This is a genomic window from Thiocapsa bogorovii, assembly GCF_021228795.1.
GTDB classification, from domain to species: domain Bacteria; phylum Pseudomonadota; class Gammaproteobacteria; order Chromatiales; family Chromatiaceae; genus Thiocapsa; species Thiocapsa bogorovii.
The window spans coordinates 2,569,084-2,592,122 of record NZ_CP089309.1; the positions used below are offsets into that span (position 1 = coordinate 2,569,084).

Consider the following 23,039-nt stretch of genomic DNA (forward strand, 5'->3'; position numbering starts at 1 on the left):
TCGATCCGTCTCAGTTGATTCGCACCGACTCGATCGGGGCGGGAACCCGGCGATTGCCTGTATGCACCGCCGCCCCGCCCGGCTCGCCCTCGGGCAGACCCGAGCGCATGACTGCCAGAGAGGGACCCGTGCTGTGCTCCAGGACGGGAGCATCCGTGAGGAGCAGGGTCGTACCCGGCTCCAGCAAGGGGTAGAGACGGCGGCTCATGTCCTTCGGCATGTGAAGGCGCTCCACTGCGTTCTCGTCGTGGGCATCTCCGCTCTCGGCGGCGTGGCCCGGGAGACCAACGGCGCTCCATCGGGGATGCCCGCTGCTTGATCCCGCGAGTACTGTATAGGCATGTGTTCCCAGGGGCACGCCCGCGTTGTCAACCCTGATGCGCGCGCGACCGATTTCCACGCCGTTGCGAAGCACGATAAGGCGTCGGTCGGCGGCGCTGGCAACCAGCGCGAGCGGACCCTCGGGCGATGCCCCGGGCTCCCAGCGGAAATCTTCGAGAAGACCCAGTGCGTTGTCCGACTTCGGCGACCCGGTCACGGCATTCACCGGTGTCAGCACTGCCGGATGGACCACCGAGCGCGGCGCCGTCGACTTCCCGGCGATGACGACGGTCGTCCCCCGGCGAGTGATTCCGAATAGCGAGCGGGCGAACGCGGACGGCAGATGGACGCACCCGTGGGATGACGGATAGCCCGGCAAACCGCCGGCGTGCAGGGCCACGCCGTCCACCGTCAGGCGTTCCGAGTAGGGCATTGGCGCGTTGTTGTAGGTCTTGGAGTGGTGGTCCTTATCCTTGTTCAGGATCGTGAACACGCCAGTCGGTGTGCCATGCCCCTGCTTTCCGGTGCTGACGGTGGAGACCCCGATTCGCACGCCATTGCGATAGACATAGGCCATCTGCTCGGGAACGCTCACGACCACCACGACCGGCCCTTCGGGCTCCAACTGCCCCTCCCAAATAAACTCCCCCGGGTGGAGAGCCTCGACGGGTGTGTCGGCCGGTGCAGAGTACTTGGCGCCCCAGAAGGGGGCGGCCATGCAGTCGAGGGCCGCCAGTAGAGGAAGGGCGGCAAGGAGATTTGCAAGACGCATTTTGAATCTACCATTCGAATCGTTTTTGAAGCCAATCAGCCCGCCGCCCTCAGCTTCAATCGAGTTGCCCGACCTAGGTCGCGCACAAGACCGAACCGAAGAGCGGGCGAGAGCGCTCGGTCACGCACGCCTTTCGCCGTCTCCGCCGGAGCGATCCCGGCGGCACAGAGTCCGCCGGCGAACGCGATTGCCGTGCAATCACGGCAAGGGCTTTGAGCGATGGGGGGCGAGTCGGTGGGCCGATGGGCGCGCCGACGCCGCGATGGACCAGCAGGAAGCCGGTCATGGGGCTGCGCGGTCTTCCCATCAGAAAGTCAAGCGGGTGGCCCGTTCTACTCGGCGATTGCGAGCGCAAATGTCGACCAGCGAAAAATCCCGCCATCGGGAAGATCGGTGAACTGGACCTCGTCGGGGCCATGCATCCAGTCTGTCTGCCCGCGAACACCAGCGAACATGAATGGCTCCGCGTCCCCCATCTTCACCGAGAAAATCGTATTGCTGCCGCTCATGGATTGCGTGACCGTGCAGGAACCTTCATAGAGGGTGGCGGAATGGGCGGTATTCGTAAGCTTGCAGGTCGCCGTCTCCGCCAGATCTTGCGCACTTGCACCGCTTGCGAAGGACATCGCAAGCGCGACACCGGCGAGTTCTTTCATAGCCTTCATTGGATTTTCCTTAGATTTAGCGATCTCGCTCTTCACGGTCTCAGACATATCGAGATCTCCGGTTAATGATGAGGCGAATCAATGCGGCCCCATGACGCATCACTTGTGGAGGCGCGCCGGCTCCGACGGTTTTCGGAGCTGGTGCGGCGAAGCCAATCCAACAAACGACGCATACCGCACCGGGCGCGGTTTAGCGGTCCTTGAGCTCGTTGATCCGTGCCTGGTATTCGGCCTTGATGCAGCCGTGCTGGTCGGCGGACTTCCAGCAATCGTCACGCCCCTTCACCCAGCCGCGCTGCTCCGTCTTGAGCGCGCCCTGCTTGCTGGCCGGGGTGTTCTTCAGCACGGTCGCATAGAGCTCGGCGAGGCTGCGGTCCAGCGCGGCGAGGTCCGCGTCTTTGCAGATCAGCAACTCGGCCTCGTGTGTGGCCTTGCTGCAATCGAAGCTGGGTTGCGCCGCCTGCGCCAAGGAGGCGGTCAGGCAGCCGGCGGCAAGGAGGGTCAGGGCGATCTTGGTCATCGAGAACGTCTCCGGTGGATGATGTGTTCGATTGGAGCCCGGTGCGCTGTTCACGGGCAGCGGATGAAACGGGAGCCTGGGCCTTGGCCCGGTCTCCGTGTGACTGGTATCACGCCTTCTTGATCAAGCCGACGATCAACAGCAGAACGGCGGCGCCGATGACGGCGGTGATCAAGGAGCCGATCATCCCGCCCCCCAGGGAGATGCCGGCCAAGCCGAACAGGAATCCGCCGATGACGGCGCCGACGATGCCGACGAGGATGTTGCCGAGCAGGCCAAAGCCGCCGCCCCGCATGAGCAGTCCGGCGAGCCAGCCTGCTACGGCGCCGATGAGCAGGAAGATGCCAAGGCTAATGAGATCCATGAGCGATGTCCTCGAGTGTGGGATGATGGTCGTGCTTACTTCGGGATCCTGTCGACCCCGGGCGCGGCGTCCCGCCGCATCTGCGTTCACCCGCCGAGCGGCATGGCGTCCGATATCTCGTTAAGCTCCTCGCCGACCCGGATGAGTTGAAGATCGTTCTCTTTCGCAGCGCCGAGCTCACCGTAGCCGCCGGCTAAGGATTGCGGTCGCAACAAGACGCTCGGTTCCCGCGCGCACGGGATTCAACGGCGGCAGTCGCCTTCGGTGAGGTAGCGCCCCGCAACCCAACCGGTGACGCCCCGGTACTCGACCTTGCACCAACGGGGATTCTCCCTTGCGCGACGCTCTTTTTCCTCGGGGGACAGGTTGGTGAACTCCTCGAAGATGAGCCCGCCTTTGCAGCCCAGATTGCGGATGCAGGAGGCATCCGGCGCGATCTCGCCGATCTTCATTGCGCTCGCGCTCGGCTCTGCCCGAATGTTCAGCACGTCGTTTCGGGGGACGTCCCGAACGGCGTAGAAATCGGGCCCGTCCGCTTCGGCCCTGAGCGCTCCGGCCGCGAGGCTCGTCGCGAGCCCGAGGGCAAGGGTGGCGTGACCGGGACGACACGACAGCACGCAGGCTCTCCGATCCGATCGGCCCGAGGCCTGGGTCAACCTGGCCGCCTTCGGCATTCCTAGAGCCGATACGGAGGTTCGCAACGATGCCATACTGAAAACCTTAGCGGGGCATCATTGGACGACGGTCAGCTCCTGGACGGTGCCGTCATTGGAGACAAGGCAGCGCCAGCGCTCGGTCGTGGAGCCACCGCGCACCCCGGCCGCGTCCACCATGACCACCGAATTGGCTTCCGAATACTCGGAGGTCGCCACCCGCACCGAGCGAACGTTCCCGCCGTAGTTGCCGTTGACCGCCGCCGTGCACGCGCTTTCCGCGGCGCTGGTTGCCTGGCGCAACGCGCTGCTGCCCTGGCCGGAATCATAGTCCGAGGAGGCACAGGCGCCTAGCAGCAGGGTTGCGGCAGTGACGAGCGCGGTTGGACTGTTTTTCAATCTTGGCATGTGGTCGTTCTCGCTGTGGTTTGTGTGCAGTGTCCTGGACGCTGCGTTGGCTGGTCGGCCGCAAGCGAACCGCTCCGGGCCGGTCTGTTGCCTTGCCTACACTAATCGCCCGACAGGGGGATGCGAATCTTCTGGCCCGGGAAGATCAGATTGGCATCCTTGATCACCTCGCGGTTCGCTTCGAAGATGCGCGGATAAGCGTTGGCATCGTCATAGAACCGCTTGGCGATGGCGGAGAGCGTGTCGCCCTTCTCGATGACGTAGAACTCGACCTTGGCGGTCTGTGCCGGGGCCTCGAGCTGATCAGCCTTGACCTCCCCGACGCCCTTGACGTTGCCGGCCATCAGTACCGCCTTCTCCATCGCCTCGGGGCTGTCGGCGTGTCCGCTGAGCGACACGACGCCGTCCTTGTAGTCGACCTTGAGGTCATTGATCCCCGGGTTGTCCCGTTCGATCTCCTCCTTGATCTTCTCGCCGGCCTCGGCCTCTTTGCCGAACAGATGCTTGCCGACCTCTTTCGCAAAGTTGAAGAGTCCCATGGTGTTCTCCGGTGTGTGGCAGGCCGTGATTGATCGACCGGGATTGAAAAAGACCCAAGCCTGCGTCCGGCACCCCAATCAGGAACCCTGCAGGTTCAAAGTGTCGGGAAGGATAGACACAAGCACACCGAGCTGTCTGTCGGGTAAAGTCCGTCAGGAAATCCCTGACACGAGTGACGGGCGGGGTCAGACGCGCCCCTCAGGAACGCCAGTCCGCCCGTTTCTTGCGATCCGATGAAACGGCAGCTCAGGCCGCCTTGGCGATGTATTGGCAGGTCGATCTTCCGCTCGCCAAGCGGTCGGTGAAGATCGGGCAGTGCGCCCGAGTGCGCCGAAACCATGTGCTCGGCGGGCTATACGTTCGGCTCGATGCACCTTGTACGCGAGCCAGATGTCTACCGGGGCGATTCCGCGGCGGGATCGACGCTGTAGGGGGTTTCCCGACGAAGAAGCCCTGACTTGTTCCGGTCCCGGTTTGCGACGAAAATCCCGCGTGTACGCACGCTAGTGCCTCATGACCTTGGGCCGAAAGGGCACCTAGGCTGAGGAGGGCGATCGCTACCGTCATCCCGGTCAGCATCTCTTGCGTGGTTTTCTCGAAACGACCCTACTCATTGGAACGACGCTCATACCTCGACGAGACCGGAGCACTCAACTTATGCGCATTCGTCTGGTCGTTTCCTTCTGCGCGGTCGCGATACTCTCGTGCGGAGCACACGCAGGTGTCCAAGGGGCCTCGGCGCCAACCGACGCCGCGTCACCGGCGGCCACCGTCTTGGGTGAGGCCGTCCATACGACGGACCCCGAGACGCTACAGGAGGCCATCCTCACACCGCTGCTCGATCATTATGCGGCCGAGCACGGGATCAGGGCCGAGCTGGCCGAGATCAATGCCTTCGTCGAGCACCTGCAGCAAGGTCTGGCAGCCGAAGGACTGAGCGCTGAAGAAGGGCTGACGCCAGAGGAAACCGCCGAGATCCAGACCATGCGGAACGACATGGCGCGTGCAATCATCCGGCAGTGGAAAATCAACAAGGCGCTGTATGCGCAGTACGGGGGCCGCATCATCTACCAGCAGCTCGGACCCGAGCCGTTGGACGCCTATCGGGAATTCCTTGAGCAGCGCCGTGCCGAAGGGGCGTTCAGGATCCAAGATCCGGCCCTGGCGGAAAGGTTTTGGCGGTACTTCACCGATGAATCGATCCACGACTTCATGACGCCGGGCGGCGCCGACGCGGCACGGGCGTTCAAGGTGCCGCCCTGGGAGGACACCCCATGATCCAGTTGGAAGCATTCTACGGCGGACCGAGCCAAAGCGGCTTCGGAAGTGCCGTATTCCGAGAGACCTTGCACGGCACCGAAGACCTGACGCAAGCGGCGCTGTCGACCTACAAGACCTTCGTGGGGCCGCTCTGGGACCGCTTCGGCGAGCCGGCGTGGATGGGGTCCTGGAGAGAGGTCTATGTCAGACACCCCGGCACAACGCCGGACATCGTCGCCGAACTGCGGACCATCACCGATCCCGACGCCCGGCTGTCCGTACCCCTGATCCTGGACGCCATCGACGGTCCCGACGCCGCCCGCGCCGCCTTGTCCGCCGCCTTCGATGACTCGGCGGTGACCGAGCTTCGCGTCTTCAACCTGGGGGACAGCGCGGCGATGTCGGGGTTATTGATCGCGGCTCGGCGCGGGGTGGGCGGCGAGGCCGGATTCCTGATCGTCCTGATGGACTGAAGCGGAAAAGACGGGTTTCGCTGCGGTCTGTCCGTCCTACCCGTGGATCGAGGTGTTCGCCTTTTTTCTGAATCGTCTCGAGTGTCCCGGGGTTCCGCTCCGGATCAGTCGTTGATGATCATCTCCAGACGATAGTTGGCCACCTCTCCCCGGCGTGCGGCGCTGCGCATCAGGTAGACACGGATCTTGTAATCGCCGCTCGCGGGCAGGGTACCCTCGAATTGGTTTCCCGATGTGGAGCCGATGAACATCGCCTCGTCGTTCTTTCCGGGCGCCAGGATATTGAAGTAATTCGCCGAATTGTCGGTGGCCATGCTGACGTTCATGGACTGACCTGCTCGTGCACCAAGGACATAGTCCACGCTCTGGTAGCCCTTGATCGAGTCCTCCACCGTTGCGCTGATTGCGCCCTTCTTGAAGTGGACGCGCTCGGTCCGGGTGTCGTCCGCCGCTGCCGCGGCACTGACCAGTAAGGCGACGCCGAGCGCCATGAGTAGGTTTCTCATGATAGAACCCTCCGATTGGATGATTGGCTCGCGGATCGCGTCGTCACCTCCCGGCAGACCCGATCCCGATCCACGGTTGACTCGCCGGGAGGCGGATAGACCGAGCGCGCTTCGCCGCCGGGATCAGCCCCGGGGGATCAGCCCCAGGGGATCAGCCGCCGGTGATCAGCGCATCGGCGAAGCGATAATGCTCTTGGCCGTTGGCGGTGATCGTCCACTGGTCCCCGTCTTTCGTGACCCGCAGCGGGACACCGTCGCGGGCACTGAATTCCCCCTGCGAGAAGATGAGCACGCGGTAGTCGGGACGGTCGCGCACGGCGATATTCGAGATCCAGATCTCGGCGCCACCGCCGGGCTTGCGGACCACGCGCCAGCCACAGGCCTGATCGAAGGTCGGGGCGCCGGCGGAACAGGGCATGGTCCCGGAGGCGTCGTAGGTCATGGGGCCAATGTCCGGCTTCACGGTGTCCCGATCCAAGCAGCCGGCGATCGAGACGGCGAGAACGCATGCGGCGACGACCCGCGCGGCGATACGGAAGGTCTCCTGCACGGTCGGTTTCCTCTGGTGGTTGAATCGCATCTTCGCGGCACAGCCCCCGGGGCGCGCACCGCACTTGGCTCCGCAGCAGGCAGATCACGGCGTATGCCGAATCGCTCGTGACGCGCCCTTCATTGCGTCATCGCAGCGTTGGATCGAATAGCGGCGAGCCCCGGAATGACCCCGGGGGAGCAGGGCGCGCCGCAACGGACAGCTCAACTGAACATCGATTTGATGCGGTCGATCGAATCCTTGACGCCGACCTTTACCTCCGCCCACTTCTCTTCCGCTTCGTCCTTGAGCGCCTCCCATTTGTCGTCGGCGGCGTCCGCGATGCGGTCGCGACGCACGGCGAGCTCATCCCACTTCAACTTCAACTCGGCCATCTGATGATCGACCTTTTCCTTGACGTCATCCGAGGCATCCGACGCCTTATCGCGCAAGTGCGCCAGATCCGCCTCCCACTCATCGAGCTGCGCCTTCAATTTCGCCACGTACTCGTTCTTCGTCTGCATCGTCGGTACTCCCGTGAACGGACGTTGAGATTCGTAAACAGTGCGGTACAACGATCATGTCGGCCGGATACAGCCTGCCGAAGGCTAGACCATGGAGAACACCCTGTCTGTCGGGAAATTCCTGACGGGAAATCCCCGACTTGTTCCGGTCCCCGATTCTCAGCACACTTGCCCATCGTCATCGCCGAAGAGCAACCCGGCTGCAAGCGCAACGCTTCGCTGGATCGGATTAGAAACATCGCGGCCTGACGAGCCATGCCATGGCACATTCGTGAAAGAACCTCTAGGAGATCCGGCACTCTTCGACGCCGTACCAAAAGCCGAACCCCCATCGATCATGGCCGGCGATCGAATCACGGTTTTTTCTTTCTGCGCCTGTTCGCAGATGGCTACATGGAAATGTTCCTATGAAAGTGTTTCCCATCGGTCTCGCATCCCTGGTGCTTCTTTCACTCGCGTCAGCGCGCCCCGCATGGGCCGTGATTCCGGTCCAGACGTACTACGTGCCGTTGCCTGAGCAGCAATTGCTGCATACTTTCGAGGACCTTGTCGTCGGCTGCCGGAGCTGCTTGCGCCCGCGAAGTCCGATACGCACGCTCATCTCCCTGGTCATCTCGGCGGGCGGAACCGAGATCGTCTACGACCACCAAGAGGATGGCTACGAGCCCGATCCGAGCAACCCGGCCCAGGGCACAACCCAGGTCTGGGGTGACGGGGACCTTACGAACGGCATTGCACCAGGTTATCCGAATGACTTGCTCGGGGCTGGCGATGTCATTTCGCTCGATAACGAAGTCGTACTTCCTCGCAACGTGAGCGTCGAACGATTCGACGGGGCGGATAAGGTCGTCGCAAGCTTTCCTGTGGTGATGACACGTGCTGCATTCCCAACCGGCCCGGTAGCCCTGCAAGCGGGCGCAATGGAGGCATTTCCAACCAGTCGTTGGGGAACCTCCTACGTCGCCCCGATCGGGGTGAATACGCCGACAAGCGGCAGCATGTTTACCTACACCGCCTTCTATGCGATGGCGGAGACGGACAGAACGCGGTGCGTTTTCGATCCTGATCCGTCACGGACCGGCGACAACGTGGTCTACATGCTCGACCAAGGTGAGACGGTTGTGGTTAAGGGCGTGCATCCCGGCGGCACGGTTAACTGCGACAAGAACATACACGCCGATCTGATCACCGGCGAAATCGGCTCGAGCTATGCGACGCGGTGGTTTACGCTGACGGCGACTTCTCGCCTTAGCAGCGACTATTTCGGGCCGGTGGGCACCGTGAACAAGGGTCGCGATTCGGGCACCACCTGGCTCTACCTCCATAATCCCGGGGTCACCGATGTCACCGTCGAGTGTCGGATCAACGGTGGCAGCTGCGGGACTTACCGCTTGCGGCCGGGAGAGACCACTCGATCGAGCCAGCGCATCCCGGAGGGCTCCGGAGTGCACGTATTCACCAACGACCCGGGCGGTCGGTTCGCGGCCGTCTCGATCATCGACTACGGCGGCGCGATCTACGATTGGGGGTACACGCTCGAGCCACGCAAGGAGCTCTCCACTCAGGCACTCGTCGGCCTGGGACTCGGCTGCAAGGATCCGGGCACTGTTGCGTGCAACAGCAGCCGCAGTGTGGTGTGGGTCACGCCGTCGGCGGACACGACCATCTACGTGAACCGAGATGGGGCGCCCGCCAGTTGCCCGGGTGGCGCGGGCGCGGACGAGACCCACGTGGTGGATGCCCTTGAGTCGCTGCAGCTGGTCGATCCGACCGACGAGGACATGACCGGCGCCCGAATCTACACTTGCGACGAGCGTGCGCCCTTTGTCGCCGCCTGGGGACAAGACCCGGATCGGTCTAGGTCGAACGACGAGCAAGGACTCGACATGGGGACCTTGATCCCGCCCTTGCCGATTATCGCAGCGACGAAGTTCGCATCACTCCTGATCGACGCCGACGGCGACGGCAATTTCAGCCCGGGCGACACCATCCGCTACGCGGTTCGTATCTCCAACAACTCCCCGGTGACGTTGCCGGTTGACGCGTTCAACCTTCAGGACGCACTACCGGCAACGGCAAGGTACTCCAACGGGACGACCACTTACCAACCGGATGACGGACAAGCGGTCGTGCCCGTGCCAGACGATGCCAGCGGAACACCGTTCCCGCTTGATGGCGCCGGCGTCAACAACCTGGCCCCTCTGGATGGCAACCGGGCGGCGACCTTCCGATTCGACGTCCTGATCGACGTGTCGCGCGGCGACTGCGATGCGGACTTCCTGAACGAGGGCGAGGTGCGTTTCCCGGTCACCTCCGACGACCCGATCGACCTCCAGGACCGGCGCCCCTTGGTCTGTTCTCCCGCGATCGATCTCGAGAAACAGACCAATGGCGTAGACGCCGACACTGCACCTGGTCCGCAGCTCGCGCTTGGGGCAGCCGTGACCTGGACCTATCAGGTGACGAATAGCGGTAATACGCCTCTCGAAGATATTCGGCTGGTCGACGACCGCCTTGGCGCCGTCTCCTGCCCAGTCACATCCCTCGCGATCGGCGCGTCGACCACCTGTATCCGAACTGGATCGGCACAAGCCGGCCAGTACTCGAATACGGCGACGGTGACGGCGACCAGTGCCGGGACCACGGTGACGGATCAGGATCCAAGCCACTATTTCGGCGGCCAAGCGAGCATCGATATCGAAAAGGCGACCAACGGCAACGACGCCGATTCGGCGCCGGGACCGACGATCGAGATAGGCAGCGCGGTCCAGTGGACCTACACGATCCGAAACACCGGCAACCTCATTCTTAGCGACGTGAGCGTGACCGACGATCGGGGCGTCACCGTGACCTGCCCACCGGAGGCGTCGGAGCTGACCCCGAACGAGGTGCAGGTCTGTACCGCAAGCGGCACGGCCAGCAACGGGCAATACGCCAATCTAGGCTCAGTAAGCGGCACGCCACCTGTCGGTAGCCCAGTGACAGACCAAGACCCGAGCCACTACAACGGCGTTGCCAGCGGTATCGCGATTGAGAAATCAACCAACGGCGTCGATGCAGATAGTGCACCGGGGCCGCGCATTGATGTCGGCGATTCCGTGACTTGGACCTACTTGGTCACCAATGCCGGCGCTACAGCCCTGTCCAGCGTGAGCGTCGTGGACGACCAAGGCCTCATCGTCTCCTGTCCGCAGACCATGCTCGCGGCGGGCGCTTCGATGACCTGCACGGCGAGTGGCACGGCGGTGGCCGGGCAATACGCAAACATCGGAACCGCGAGCGGCAGAACTCCAGGCGGGCGCACCGTTACGGCCACCGATCCCAGCCACTATTTTGGCGGCAGTCCGGGCATTCACGTCGAGAAAACCACCAACGGGTTCGATGTGAGCGCCGGAACCGGCCCCGCGATACCAGTCAACGACCCAGTGACTTGGCGCTATCTGGTGTTTAACACCGGCAACGAGGAGCTCAATCCCGTCACCGTTGTCGACGACCAATTCGGCGACATCACCGCCAACTGCGAGCAGACCTCGCTGGCCGTCGGTGAGTCCATGCTCTGCGTGGTAACAGGTACGGCCGTGGCTGGCCAATACGAGAACAGCGTCACGGCGACCGGCGTCCCACCGGTTGGCCCCGAGGTGACCTCGACCGACACCAGCCGCTACTTCGGCGGTGACCCGGGAATTGATATCGAGAAGTTGACAAACCAGAGCGACGCCGACAGCGCCCCGGGTCCGACCATCCCCGAGGGTGACTCGGTGACCTGGACCTACATCGTCGAGAACATCGGCAACCAGATTCTGACTTCGGTGGCCGTGAACGACGATGTTCTGGGGGCAATCACCTGCCCGAAGACGACCCTGGCCGCCGGTGAAATCATGACCTGTGTGGCGCAGGGAACTGCGGTGGCCGGGCAGTACGAGAACACCGCCACGGCGACTGGCACGCCCCCGTCCGGCCCGGACGTGACAGACACCGACCCGAGCCACTATTTTGGTGGCAGCCCAAGCCTGCGCTTGGCGAAGCGCACCAACGGTGTCGACGCCGACACCGCTCCGGGGCCTCGGATCCTCGAGGGCGACCCGGTGACCTGGACCTACATCGTCGAGAACACGGGCAACGAGGACCTGAGCGTTGTCGTCGAGGACGACAAGCTGGGCGCTGTCACCTGTCCGCAAACCACGTTAGCGCCCGGTGCATCGATGATCTGCACCAAGGTGGGTGTTGCGACCATCGGCCCGTACGAAAACACCGCAACGGTCACTGGCACACCGCCGGTGGGTCCGCCAGTGCGCACCCCGGACAAGAGCCATTACTTCGGTGCGCGTCCCGAGATTAGCTTGCAGAAATCGACGAACGGCGAGGACGCCGACAGCGCCCCGGGACCGCGCATTGAGGTCGGTGATACGGTGACCTGGACCTACCTGATCACCAACACTGGAAACGACACCTTGAGCAATATCGAGCTCACGGATAGCAGTCTTGGGGTCGTCGGAACCTGTCCAGCCACCACGCTTGTTGCTGGCGACGCGATGACCTGCACAGTCACGGGCACGGCGCGTCCGGGCCAGTACCAAAACATTGCCACGGTCACGGCGCGGCCGCCAGCGGGACCGTCCATCGTCGCCCGCGACCCGAGCCACTACTTCGGTATCGAGGCCGGCATCGACATCGAAAAGGCGACCAATGGCGAGGACGCCGACGATCCGACCGGCCCGGGGATCCCGGTTGGTGACCGAGTGGATTGGGAGTATGTCGTCACTAACACGGGCAGCGAGAATCTGACGGATATCCTGGTCACCGACGACACGATTGGTGATATCGGGATCATCCCGTTCCTGCCGCCCGGCAGCAGCGCGACCTACAGGGCATTCACCAATGCAGCCTTACCCGGTCAATACGAGAACATCGCGACGGCGGTTGGCACCACGGAGACCGGTGGGTTGATCCAGGATCGTGACAAGAGTCACTATTTCGGTAATCAGCCAGGGATGACGGTCGAGAAGCGCACCAACGGTGACGATGCCGATACGGCTCCGGGTCCGATGATTCTGGTCGGTAGCCCGGTCACATGGACCTATCTCCTCACCAACACCGGCAACCTGCCGCTCACCGATGTGGGCGTGTCGGACAACGACCCGAACGTCACGCCGAGCTGTCCGCGGACCACTCTTGCGGTCGGCGAGTCCATGACCTGTAACGCAAGCGACACCGCCACTGCCGGGCCTTATCAGAATACCGCCACTGCCACGGGCCGACCGCCCACCGGTGCACCGCTCACACCGACGGACTCGAGCCACTACTTCGGCGCCGTTCCGAGCATCACGCTAGTCAAGCGGACGAACGGAGAGGACGCGAAGACCGCTCCCGGCCCGTACATCGCGGTCGGTGATCCGGTGACTTGGACCTACGAAGTCAGCAATACCGGCAATGTCACGCTCACGGACGTCCAGGTCAGCGATGATCGGGGTGTGACAGTGACTTGCCCTCAAAACACGCTCGCAGCCGGTACTTCCATGACCTGCACGGCCAGCGGCACCGCGGCCGCTGGGCAGTATGGCAACGCGGCAACCACGATCGGCACACCGCCGATCGGCATACCGGTGAGCACCTCGGATACCAGTCATTACTTTGGCTCCAATCCGTCGATCCGCGTGGAGAAGCTCACGTTGGGCGAGGACGCCGACGACCCGCCAGGGCCAACCGTCGCATCTGGAAGCGCGGTGTCCTGGATCTACATCGTCACGAATGACGGGAACCTACCGCTGACCGGGGTTGGCGTCGACGATGACATATTGGGGCCGGTAAGCTGCAACGATTCGGATCTGGCGGTGGGCGCGACCACGACCTGCAGCGCAGTCGCGTCGCCCATCTCTGGTCAGTATGTGAACATTGCCACCGCCAGCGGTGCGCCACCGACCGGCCAGAATGTCACTGACCAAGATCCTAGTCACTATTTCGGCACGCGGCCGAGCATTTTGCTCGAGAAGACCACGAACGGCATGGCCGCTACCAGTGAGCCCGGGCCGACGCTCGTAGCAGGTACGGATGTCGCCTGGGAATACCGCGTCACCAATACCGGGGACGTCAGCCTTGATGTTTCGGTAGTCGACGATGAACTCGACGTGAACGCCATCAGCTGTCCGCAAGCGAGCCTCACGCCGAGCGAGTCCATGACGTGCAGTGCCCGTGGTGTCGCGATCCTGGGAGCCTACGCAAACCGAGCCACAGCGATCGGCAGGCCGCCAACCGGACCACCCGTCAATAGCATCTCCAGAAACTACTACAACGGCACTCCTCCAATGCAAACGCCAACGCCGGTGCCCTCGGCGTCGCGGACGGCCCTCCTACTTCTGATGCTCTTGCTCGGGGTATTTGGGGTCGCGCTTCTTAGGAAACGGGGCGTCTAAACCATCCTGTTACATACATCTCATGATCCATGAAGCTGTCGCGCATATCTGAGCCCCGCGGCGAAGTCCGTAACGCGTGGCAGACCGAGCTAAATCGTCTTCACGCTCGGTTCGCCGTCACCCTTGCGCCCGAGAAATTCGACGAGGCCGGCGATCAGTCGGACGACGGTGTTCAGGCGCGGCGGCGTTTTGGGCAAAGGTTTCTTGGAGAGGATCTAGGCGGCCTGCCACTCTTCGGGCGCAAAGAACAGCTCGGAGTCCAGGTCCAGCAGGATCCGCCCCAAGCGCATCAGCTGCGCGATGCGCAAGGCGACGATCAGAAACAAGGCCAAGGCGCGCTCGAGCCGTTCAAGGGTGCTCAACTGCAACGCCTCCACGCCCGCCATGTGCCTGCGGGTGCAGTCGCGATGCCGCTCGAGGGAGAACACCCTGTCTGTCGAGAAACGGCTGACGGAAAAACCCGGCCTGCTCCGGTCCGCGATTCTCACCAGACCTGTCATCGCCTCGGTTGAAACACCTGCAGAACGGCCTGCAAAGCTTGTCCACGCCGTCGACACCTGTTGTCGCTCACGTTGTTCCGCGACTTTTTGTCAGATGAGTCCTCGCTGGATCTGCCATTTGGTGCCACCGCTATTGTCGAGGATTGGCGAAAACGCCCTCTCCCAGCCCGCGCAGGATTTCGAGTGCCGCCGGGAAGTCCAGCCCCTCGATCTGCCGCAGCAGCTCCCGAGCCTTCCCGGGGCCCTGCGTCTCGGCCCAGCGCTCCAGCCAGGGCAAGTGGTCGAGCGCGCGGGTATTTCCCGCCTCCAGCAGTGCTTCCAGCTCGCCGACGCGCCGGTGCCGTTCCGCACACCCCGGCTCGACTCCGTCGGCGGATGTCTGCTCTTCCGGCGGAGTCTGCAGCTCCGAGAGCACCGCGAGGGCCGCCTCCGCACTGGCGAAGAAGCAGGCCCTCGAGTCGGCATCGACGGAGCCCTCGCTTGCGACGGCCCGCTCCAGGCGCTCGGCCGCCGCGGTCAGGTCCTCCGCGCCAATCGCTCCCGCGGCCCCGCGGAGGCGATGCAGAAGCTCGCCGGCCCGCGACCGATCCCCGGCGTCCAAGGCGGTTCCGATGGCGGTTGCCGCCTCGGGGTACTCTGCGAGGAAGGCCCGCACCATGCTGCGCCAGCCGTCCGGAGCCAAGTCCAGCCAGCGCTGCACGTTGGCCGCATCGAAACCGGGCAGGGGCGGCGCTTCGGCGAGCGCGGCAGACGCCCGAGGCGGGACCTCGATCGCTTCGGTGGCGGTTCGCAGCCGGTGGCACAGCTCGGCATAGAGGGTTTGCGGCTCCAGCGGCTTGGTGAGGTAGCCGTCCATGCCCGCGGCCAGACAACGCTCGCGCTCCCCGACAAACGCGTTCGCAGTCAGCGCGATGATGGGCAACCTCCCGTTCGGCAGCGCGCGGATGCGTCGACATGCCTCCAGTCCGTCCATCTCCGGCATGCGGACGTCCATGAGCACGATGTCGACGTCACCGCGGGCCGCCGCATCGACCGCTTCGGCACCGGTGGCGGCCAAGGTGACCTCCAAGCCGCGCCTGCTCAACAGATCATGGACCAGCACCTGGCTGACCGGGTCGTCCTCGGCCACCAGCACCCGGACACCCCGCAGTGTCTCCGGCGCCGGCGCCGGCACCGGCGCCGCCTTCTCGGCCGCCTCCACGGCCCTGGGGAATGCCAGGCTGAACCAGAAGCGGCTGCCCTTGCCCTCGACGGACTCCACCTCCAACCGCCCCCCCATCAGGGCGACCAGGCGCGCGCTGATGGCGAGTCCCAGGCCGCTGCCGCCGTGGCTGCGGCTGCTAGCGTTGTCGAGCTGGGTGAAGGCCTCGAACAGCTCGGCACGGCGCGCCTCGGGGATGCCGATACCGGTGTCGGCGACCCTGAACGTCAGCCGCAGCTCGGCCTCGTTCTCGTCCTCCACCTGGGCCGCCAGCGTCACCGTGCCCCGAACGGTGAACTTGACCGCGTTGCCGAGCAGGTTCAACAGCACTTGTGTGAGGCGGAGCTCGTCGCCGAGCAGGGTGCCGACCGGCTCCGCCGGCCCCTCGATGCGCAGCTCGAGCCCCTTGTCTGTGGCCTGCTGCTCCACCATTGCCCGTATCCGCGTGAAGATCGCGTCGAGATCCAACGGCTCGCGCCGCGGGTGCAGCTTGTCGGCCTCGATGCGGGACAGATCGAGGATGTCGTTGATCAGCGCCAGCAGGGTGTGGGCCGAGAGATCGATCTTGCGCAGGTACTCGCGCAGCGCCGGCGCGGGTTGGGTCTCCAGGGACAGGCGGGTGAAACCGATGACGGCGTTCAGCGGGGTGCGGATTTCATGGCTCATGTTGGCCAGGAAGTTGCCCTTAGCGCGGTTGGCCCGGTCGGCACTGTCCTTGGCGTGCAGCAACGCGGTCTCCGCCTGTTTGCGCCGCCCCACCTCGCGACGCAGGCGGTGGTTCCAATACAGCATGGTCGCGAAGATCAGCAGCGCCGCTGCAAACACCTGCCACAGTAGCCTGTAGTCGGGGGCGGTGACCAGGTCGCGCAGCAGCCAGGTGTTGTGAATCTCGGCGCGCTCCTCCGGGGTAATCGCGGCGATGGCACGATTGATCAGCGGCAGCAAGGCGGCGTTGCGCCTGCTCACCATGACCTCGAGCTGGAATTGCACGTCCGTGACCCCGATGAGCTTCACCCGTCCCGGCGGGAAGCCCTCGATCTGCTGATGCAGCACCGGCAAGATGTCGACTGCGGCCTCGGCCCGGCCGGCCGCGACCGCCTCCAAGGCCGCGCGCGTGTCATCCACCAGCACGAAGTCGATCCCCGGGGACTGGGCCTTCAGCAGGTGGTGGGCGCTGTAGTCCCGGCCCACGGCGACGCGCCGGCCCTCCAAGGACGCGGTGCCGGCGTAGATGCCTGCATTCGCCGCGCCCGCGACGGCGATGGGATAGCGCTCGTAGGGGTCGGAGAACAGTGCGAAGCGCTCGCGGTCCGCCGTGCGCGTCGTGGCGGCGTAGAGGTCGATGTCGCCCCGCTCCATGGCCGCCAGGATGTCGCTGAAGGGTTGCCGCTCGGCGCCGGTCTCGCGCAGGCCGAGCTTGTCCCGGATCAGCCGCCAGTAGTCCTCGGCCACACCCGTCGGCGCGCCGTCGGCAGCGGCAAAGTCGAACGGGATCCACGCCGAGGCGAGGGCGCGGCGGAAGACCGTCGAATCCAGGTAGGCACGCTCCGCGGCGTCGAGATCGACGTCGCCAATGCCCGTCTTCCGCGCAAACCAGCGCTCCCAGATGCGCTGCTTTTCGGCTTCCGGCATCGCCGCGAAGGATTTGTCCAGAATCGACGCCAGCAGCGGCGCTTGCCTGGTGACCCCGAAATAGTGCCCGCGACGGCTGCGTTGGCCATCGAACACGGCAGTCGCCTTGGGCTCGACATCGGTGAGGAGCGCGCGGCGCAGTAGGGCCTTGCCGGACTCTGTCTCGCTGATAGCGGCGTCCGCCTGGCCGGTCGCGACCAGGCGGAACATCCCTTCAGCGTCGGTCGCGGTGATGATCCGCGTCTCCGGCAGATACTCGGGAAACCGCTCGTTCCAGGAATATCCGGGATACGTCGCCAGGATCTTGCCGGCCAGGGACTCCACGTCCTTGATATCCCGAACCTCTTTGCGGGCGAAGATGCTGAGGGTGAACTCGGCGCTGCTTTGGGAGAAGAACAGGACACGCGCGCGCTCCGGGGTGGGATTCACCGCCAGGGTGACATCGAGCGTGCCCCGTTCGGTGCCTTCCTTCACCTGCGCCAGCGTCAGGAAGTGAAACTCGGGGCGCAGCCCGGCGCGTGCCGCGATGGCCCGCATCAGCTCGACCAGATAACCGTCCACCCGGCCTTTCTGCTCCTGGATGTAGGGCGGCAGCGGGTAGGCGCCGACCCGGATGGTCGGATTGGCCGCGACCCAGGCACGTTCTTCGTCGCTGAGATCCAGCGGTGCCTGTATCCCGCCATAGGCCACCGAGGTCAGCCAGTGCTGACGAATGGCGATGTGCTGGTCAGCCGTGATGGCGTTCAGTCCCTTGTCGATGAGCGAAATCAGCGGGGCCCATTCCTTGCGCGTGACCATCGCCTGCTTGTGCTCGCCGAAGGGGGTGGGGCCGGCAATCCTGAGATTGGTGATGCCTTGGGCCTGCATCAGGTAATCGGTGACCAGAAGGTTGCCGACATAGGCATCGGCAGCGCCGGTCGACACTGCCAGCAGCGCGTCTTTGGTGCTGTCCTTGACGGACAAGTCGATGGCGGGTTCAGCGCTTTCCAACAGGCCGTGCATGACATAGCCACGTTCGACGGCGACTGTCCTTCCGCGCAGGTCGTTCAGCGTGTGAATGTCGCGTGTGTCCTTGCGCGTGAAGATCGTCCAGGGCGAGGACAGGTAGTCCTCGCTCATGGCCAGTGTCGCCAAACGTTCGTAGGTCCGTTTGGCGGCCGGTAGCAAATCGTAGTGACGGTGCGCAGCGGCCATGTCCTCGAACCCCTCGGCCCAGGAGTCATCGGCGGGAATGAAGCGGAAATCGATGTCGAACAGCTCGGCGATGAGCCGAAGGTAGTCGACCGCCATGCCATCGGCGCCGGGCTTGTTGATCTCCCATGGTGGGTGCTCGCCGATACGCACGCGGACGCTGTGCTTCTCCGCAAGCCAGGCGCGCTCATCCTCGCTGAGGGTGATGTTCGGCTGTTCCTCGTTGCCCCACTTGCGCAGGATCTCCATCATCTCGACCGGGTCGATGGCCTTCAGCGCCTTTTCGATGATGCCGAGCAGCGGGGCATGCTGTTTGAGGATGGAATAGCGCAGGTCGAGCCTGCTGCCGGGCACCGCAAACGCGAGGTGCAGGTCCGGCAGCATGTTCTCGGTCGCGATCCACTGCAGGTTGGCGCTGGAGATGGCCGCATCCACATCGCCATTCTGCACCGCGACCGCCAGCGCCAAGGGGCTGTCGAACCCCACCTGCACGATGGCCGGCCAGGCGTCGAGTAGCTTCAGGTCGGACAGGTTGCCGCGCAGCACCCCGACGCGCTGCCCCGACAGGTCATCCATCGACGCGATGGGGCGGCCCGGGCGCGTGAAGATGAACTTGTGCGTGCTGTAGGGACTCGCGCTGAACAGGAAGCGCTTCGCTCGCTCGGCATGGCGGGCGGAGGCCGCCAGGCCATGCAGCTCGCCAGCCTCGGCGCGTGCCACCATGTCGGCCCACTCGCCCAAGACCAGCTGGATATTGGCCCCGGTCAAGGCGTTGATGCGTGCGATTAAATCGGCCTCGATGCCGGCGGCGCTGCCGTCATTCTCGCGCCAGACGAAGGGGCGCCAGCCAGCATCGCTGCCGAGCAGGATGCGCGGATTGGCGGCTAGCCAATCGTGTTCTGACTGCGTCAGCTCGACGCGCTGGACCGCGGCGGCCTGGAGCGCGGGCAGCCAGCACAGCAGCGTCAGCAGTAGCGGAAGTGCTCTAGTCGGATACACGTCGTCTGATTGTTTGTCGCGGTTCCCGGCGAGGCCGGTGCTCGGTTGACGTCGCTCGCGGCGGGCGATCGGCAGGGATCGGCTCCAGCCGGCAAGGCTGCCGAGATCATAACGCGACCGGAGGCGTGACGCCGGCTAGACTGGGAGCGCCGGCTTTACCGGGAGCGCCGGCTTTCCAGCCGGCCTCGCGATCTGCGGCGGTCGTCCCGTGCCGCAACAGGTGGTGATAGACCGCCGCCCTGACGCCGTCGCCGCGGCATCGAGCCGCGTCGACGGTGAGCCGGCTGGAAAGCCGGCGCGCCCAGTCGGGCGGCGCTACCAGTCGACCGGCGGTCCCAGCCCAGCAAACAGGAGCCAAGCGCATGGTCGAGCCAAGGGGTTGGCATTCCCGCGGCTATCTGCCGCATCTGGACCTGCCGGGTCTACTCCAATTCATCACCTTTCGCTTGAGCGATTCGCTGCCGGCGGCGGTCCTGCATCGCCTCGCGGCAGAGACCGCCGATGACGAGGCTGAGCGTTACCGGCGCATCGAGGCCTATCTGGATGCGGGCCACGGCGCCTGCTGGCTGCGCCGGCCAGAGATCGCCACCCAGGTCCAAGATGCCCTACTCCATTTCGACGGTGCGCGCTATCGGCTCCTGGCCTGGGTCGTGATGCCGAATCACACCCACGCGTTGATCGAGACCAAGCGCGGCTTTCCGCTGCCCGGCGTTGTGCAGTCTTGGAAAGGCTTCACGGCCCGACGGGCGAATACACTGCTCGGCCGCAGCGGGGCGTTCTGGCAGCGAGACTACTACGACCGCTACATCCGCGACGATGCCCACTTGGCCGCGGTGACGCGCTACATCGCTCACAACCCGGTCAAGGCGGGGCTCGCGAAGAATCCAGCCGATTGGCCCTTCGGCAGCGCCGGATTCAGCGACGGCGACGGCTGAATCGCGACTGCCAAGGTTGCAGGAAGCGCCGGCTGGACTGGGAGCGCCGGCTTTCCAGCCGGCTTCGCGCACCGGGGGCTCGATGCCCCCGGTGCGCGACCTGCAGCGGTCGTCCCGTGCCGCAACGGGTGGCGATCGACCGACCGCCCTAACGCCGTCAACGCGGCATCAAGCCGCGTCGACGGCGAGCCGGCTGGAAAGCCGGCGCTCCCACTAGGCCGGCTGGCGCCGCCACCCTTGTCTCGGCAGCCGTGCAAGGCTAACCTCCGCTTAGCTAACCAGAGACCAACCATGCAGACGCAGTTCAACATCCACGAGGCCAAGTCACAGCTGTCTCGGCTCATCGAACAGGTAGAGGCCGGCGGCGAGGCCGTCATCGCCCGCGCGGGCAAGCCGATCGTCCGCCTGGTGCTGGTCGGTGACGCACCACAGCGGCGGATGCTCGGCCGCCTGGAGGGCCGCTTCAAGCTGCCCGACGAGCATGCGCCGCCGATCCCGGAGACCCCGGATGAGTTCATCGACGCCGTCGAGGGCCGCTGATGCGGGTGCTGACCGACACCCACATCCTGCTGTGGGCCCTATTGCAGCCCGCGCGACTCGATGCGGCGTACAGAGACGTGCTGGAATCGCCCGAGCACCAGGTCTTCTTCAGCGCCGTCAACATCTGGGAGATCGCGATCAAGCGCGCCCTCGACCGCCCGGATTTCGACGTAGAGCCGGATGCGGTCCATCGCGCCGCACTGGAAACCGGCTTTCGCGAACTGCCGATATCCGCCGTCCATGCCGCGGCCCTCCGTCACGTGCGGGCTCATCATCGCGATCCGTTCGACCGCCTGCTGATCGCCCAGGCGCGCACTGAGCCGCTGCTGCTGATGACCGACGACCCGCTGATCGACCTTTATCCTGTTCAGCGCATGGGCGCGGTCGCCGCCGGCAAGAAGGCTTAGACTACGTTCAAGTCTCGCTTCTTGCCTTTCCCGGACCGCGAGGGAGCAGTGGATGTCAGCCGAAACGCAGAGCCACTCGGCCACAATCCTCATCATCGACGACGAGCCCGTCGCGCTGCGCGCCATCGTCGCCGAGCTGAATGGCCTCGGCTTCGAGACCCTGATCGCCCGCGACGGGGCCGATGGTCTGCGCAAGGCCGAGCGGGGCAGCCCCGACCTGATCCTGCTGGACATCCTGATGCCCGGCTGGGACGGCTACGAGACCTGCCGGCGCCTCAAGGCGGACCCGGCGACCCGGACCACTCCGGTCATCTTCCTCACCGCGCTCAGTGATACGGCGGAGAAGCTCCAGGGCTTCGAGGCCGGCTGCGTGGACTACATCACCAAGCCCTTCGATCATCGCGAGGTCCTGGCGCGGGTCAGCGCGCACCTGCAACAGCGGCACCTGTTCGCGCGCATGGCCGAGCAGGTCGAGCCGCCCGGCGAGGGCCAGGCGACCCCCGCCGGCCGCGAGCACGCGCATCCTCGGGATGCGGATCAGCCCGGCTTGCGTCTCGTCTACCGCGCCATCGACATCCTGCGCGACGAGATGGCCGACCCGCCCTCGCTCACCGCGTTGGCACACCGCGTCGGCACCAACCAGGCGCGGCTCGGCCGCGAGTTCCAGACCCACCTCGGCATGAGCACCTTCGAATACCTGCGCGAGCAGCGCCTGGTCCGAGCACAGGAGCTGCTGGCCACCACCGACCTGCAGGTCCAGCAGATCGCCGATGCCGTCGGCTTCAATCGGGCAGGGGACTTCGCCACGGCGTTCAAGCTCCGGTTCGGCGTGACGCCGCGGGAGTACCGCAGGCGGCACGGGTAGCGGCAAGCTGAGCGCCCGCGCCCGTTCAGCGCGGGCCCGGCGGATTGTGGTGTCAGTTTCGCCGATGGCACAGACGCCGCCGGCGTGGCGTCGGGTCCACTGGGAGCGCCGGCTTTCCAGCCGGCCTCGCGCGCCGGGGGCTCGGATGCCCCCGGCTCGCGACCTGCGGCGCTGGAGCCAGGAATTCACCCACAAGCGCCGCTGACCGGCCGGCCCCACAAGTGCCCTCCTACCAGCCCAGACGCCGCCGACACGGCATCGAGCCGCGCCGGCGGCGAGCCGGCTGGAAAGCCGGCGCTCCCAGCCCGTGCCCGTTGGGGCGGTAGCGCGCAGTGAAGCCCATCCGGACACCACCCGGGGCCGATGGGTAGCGCGCCTCCAAACCCATCTTGCTTCTCTGTATCGAGACCAACGTCATGACGGGCCTAATCACCCGCAGCCTGGTCGCCGCCCTGCTCGTCTCCACCACCGCCCTGGCCGGCGGCATCCACACCCAGCGCGTGCACTTTGCCAAAGGCGCCGACAGCGCCACCATCGAGGGCAGAATCCAAGGCGACATGACCATCGACTACCTGCTTGGCGCCAGACAGGGCCAATCCATGAACGTCAGCATGGCCACCGACAACGGCGCCAACACCTTCAACACCATCGCCCCCGGAAAGGAGAACGACTTCTTCGCCCACCCGGCGGACGTCGCCGAGAGCGTCTGTTTCCTGACCCAGCAGCCCAGGTCCGCCTGGACCGTCGAGCTCGACCTGCGGCCCTTTGGGGAGACCTGGTAGGGCGCATGCGCGACAGGGCGATCCGCCATCCCGCCACCTGCC

The 23,039-nt window shown here is 65.0% G+C and carries 19 protein-coding genes and 1 pseudogene; 8 read left to right on the plus strand and 12 right to left on the minus strand.

Annotation, left to right across the window (positions count from 1 at the left end):
• Positions 1-10 precede the first annotated feature (10 nt).
• From LT988_RS11605 to lysM, 7 genes are all read right to left on the minus strand, one after another.
• Positions 11-1,093, minus strand: coding sequence for a L,D-transpeptidase (locus tag LT988_RS11605; protein ID WP_232410289.1), 1,083 nt, complete (start codon positions 1,091-1,093; stop codon positions 11-13).
• A 332-nt stretch (positions 1,094-1,425) separates the two neighbouring features.
• The gene (locus tag LT988_RS11610) at positions 1,426-1,806 is read right to left on the minus strand and encodes a hypothetical protein (RefSeq protein WP_232410290.1); all 381 of its coding nucleotides are present in this window, start codon (positions 1,804-1,806) and stop codon (positions 1,426-1,428) included.
• A gap of 142 nt (positions 1,807-1,948) precedes the next feature.
• A complete protein-coding gene (locus LT988_RS11615; protein WP_232410291.1) occupies positions 1,949-2,278 on the minus strand; it encodes a lysozyme inhibitor LprI family protein in 330 nt (109 codons plus the stop codon).
• 109 nt (positions 2,279-2,387) lie between these two features.
• A complete protein-coding gene (locus LT988_RS11620) occupies positions 2,388-2,642 on the minus strand; it encodes a GlsB/YeaQ/YmgE family stress response membrane protein (protein ID WP_093029521.1) in 255 nt (84 codons plus the stop codon).
• Between the two features lie 242 nt (positions 2,643-2,884).
• A complete protein-coding gene (locus tag LT988_RS11625) occupies positions 2,885-3,259 on the minus strand; it encodes an SH3 domain-containing protein (RefSeq protein WP_232410292.1) in 375 nt (124 codons plus the stop codon).
• A 114-nt stretch (positions 3,260-3,373) separates the two neighbouring features.
• Complete coding sequence (locus LT988_RS11630; protein WP_232410293.1) at positions 3,374-3,703, minus strand: hypothetical protein; 330 nt, start codon at positions 3,701-3,703, stop codon at positions 3,374-3,376.
• A gap of 101 nt (positions 3,704-3,804) precedes the next feature.
• Entirely contained in the window at positions 3,805-4,242 is a 438-nt protein-coding gene (gene lysM / locus LT988_RS11635) for a peptidoglycan-binding protein LysM (protein WP_232410294.1), read from the minus strand.
• 658 nt (positions 4,243-4,900) lie between these two features.
• Here lysM and LT988_RS11640 point away from each other — a divergent pair.
• Together LT988_RS11640 and LT988_RS11645 are read left to right on the plus strand one after the other, a co-directional pair.
• On the plus strand, positions 4,901-5,521 hold the full coding sequence (locus LT988_RS11640) for a hypothetical protein (protein ID WP_232410295.1): 621 nt from the start codon (positions 4,901-4,903) through the stop codon (positions 5,519-5,521).
• Complete coding sequence (locus LT988_RS11645; RefSeq protein ID WP_232410296.1) at positions 5,518-5,976, plus strand: hypothetical protein; 459 nt, start codon at positions 5,518-5,520, stop codon at positions 5,974-5,976. Before LT988_RS11640 ends, LT988_RS11645 begins: the two co-directional genes overlap by 4 nt.
• A gap of 104 nt (positions 5,977-6,080) precedes the next feature.
• Here the strand turns inward: LT988_RS11645 and LT988_RS11650 are convergent, their stop codons facing one another.
• The 3 genes from LT988_RS11650 to LT988_RS11660 all read right to left on the minus strand — a co-directional run bounded on the left by LT988_RS11650 (position 6,081) and on the right by LT988_RS11660 (position 7,535).
• Positions 6,081-6,482 carry a hypothetical protein gene (locus LT988_RS11650; protein WP_232410297.1) on the minus strand — a complete coding sequence of 134 codons (402 nt, stop codon included), beginning with the start codon at positions 6,480-6,482 and terminating at the stop codon, positions 6,081-6,083.
• A gap of 151 nt (positions 6,483-6,633) precedes the next feature.
• Positions 6,634-7,032, minus strand: coding sequence for a hypothetical protein (locus LT988_RS11655; protein WP_232410298.1), 399 nt, complete (start codon positions 7,030-7,032; stop codon positions 6,634-6,636).
• Between the two features lie 203 nt (positions 7,033-7,235).
• The gene (locus LT988_RS11660) at positions 7,236-7,535 is read right to left on the minus strand and encodes a sll1863 family stress response protein (RefSeq protein ID WP_232410299.1); all 300 of its coding nucleotides are present in this window, start codon (positions 7,533-7,535) and stop codon (positions 7,236-7,238) included.
• Positions 7,536-7,942: 407 nt separating this feature from the next.
• On the opposite strand from LT988_RS11660, the gene LT988_RS11665 reads away from it, so the two are divergent.
• The gene (locus tag LT988_RS11665) at positions 7,943-13,945 is read left to right on the plus strand and encodes a DUF11 domain-containing protein (protein ID WP_232410300.1); all 6,003 of its coding nucleotides are present in this window, start codon (positions 7,943-7,945) and stop codon (positions 13,943-13,945) included.
• A 92-nt stretch (positions 13,946-14,037) separates the two neighbouring features.
• Here LT988_RS11665 and LT988_RS11670 read toward each other — a convergent pair.
• Positions 14,038-14,322: pseudogene (locus LT988_RS11670) on the minus strand (IS4 family transposase); the annotation flags it as partial.
• A 253-nt stretch (positions 14,323-14,575) separates the two neighbouring features.
• Entirely contained in the window at positions 14,576-19,468 is a 4,893-nt protein-coding gene (locus LT988_RS11675) for a transporter substrate-binding domain-containing protein (protein ID WP_232410301.1), read from the minus strand.
• A 362-nt stretch (positions 19,469-19,830) separates the two neighbouring features.
• Here LT988_RS11675 and LT988_RS11680 point away from each other — a divergent pair, with 362 nt between their 5' ends.
• From LT988_RS11680 to LT988_RS11700, 5 genes are all read left to right on the plus strand, one after another.
• The gene (locus tag LT988_RS11680) at positions 19,831-20,403 is read left to right on the plus strand and encodes an REP-associated tyrosine transposase (RefSeq protein ID WP_232410302.1); all 573 of its coding nucleotides are present in this window, start codon (positions 19,831-19,833) and stop codon (positions 20,401-20,403) included.
• Between the two features lie 291 nt (positions 20,404-20,694).
• The gene (locus LT988_RS11685; protein WP_232410303.1) at positions 20,695-20,943 is read left to right on the plus strand and encodes a type II toxin-antitoxin system Phd/YefM family antitoxin; all 249 of its coding nucleotides are present in this window, start codon (positions 20,695-20,697) and stop codon (positions 20,941-20,943) included.
• Complete coding sequence (locus tag LT988_RS11690) at positions 20,943-21,350, plus strand: type II toxin-antitoxin system VapC family toxin (protein ID WP_232410304.1); 408 nt, start codon at positions 20,943-20,945, stop codon at positions 21,348-21,350. Before LT988_RS11685 ends, LT988_RS11690 begins: the two co-directional genes overlap by 1 nt.
• A 52-nt stretch (positions 21,351-21,402) precedes the next feature.
• Positions 21,403-22,215, plus strand: a complete 813-nt coding sequence (locus LT988_RS11695) for a response regulator transcription factor (RefSeq protein ID WP_232410305.1) — start codon at positions 21,403-21,405, stop codon at positions 22,213-22,215.
• Positions 22,216-22,631: 416 nt separating this feature from the next.
• The gene (locus LT988_RS11700) at positions 22,632-22,997 is read left to right on the plus strand and encodes a hypothetical protein (protein WP_232410306.1); all 366 of its coding nucleotides are present in this window, start codon (positions 22,632-22,634) and stop codon (positions 22,995-22,997) included.
• Positions 22,998-23,039 lie beyond the last annotated feature (42 nt).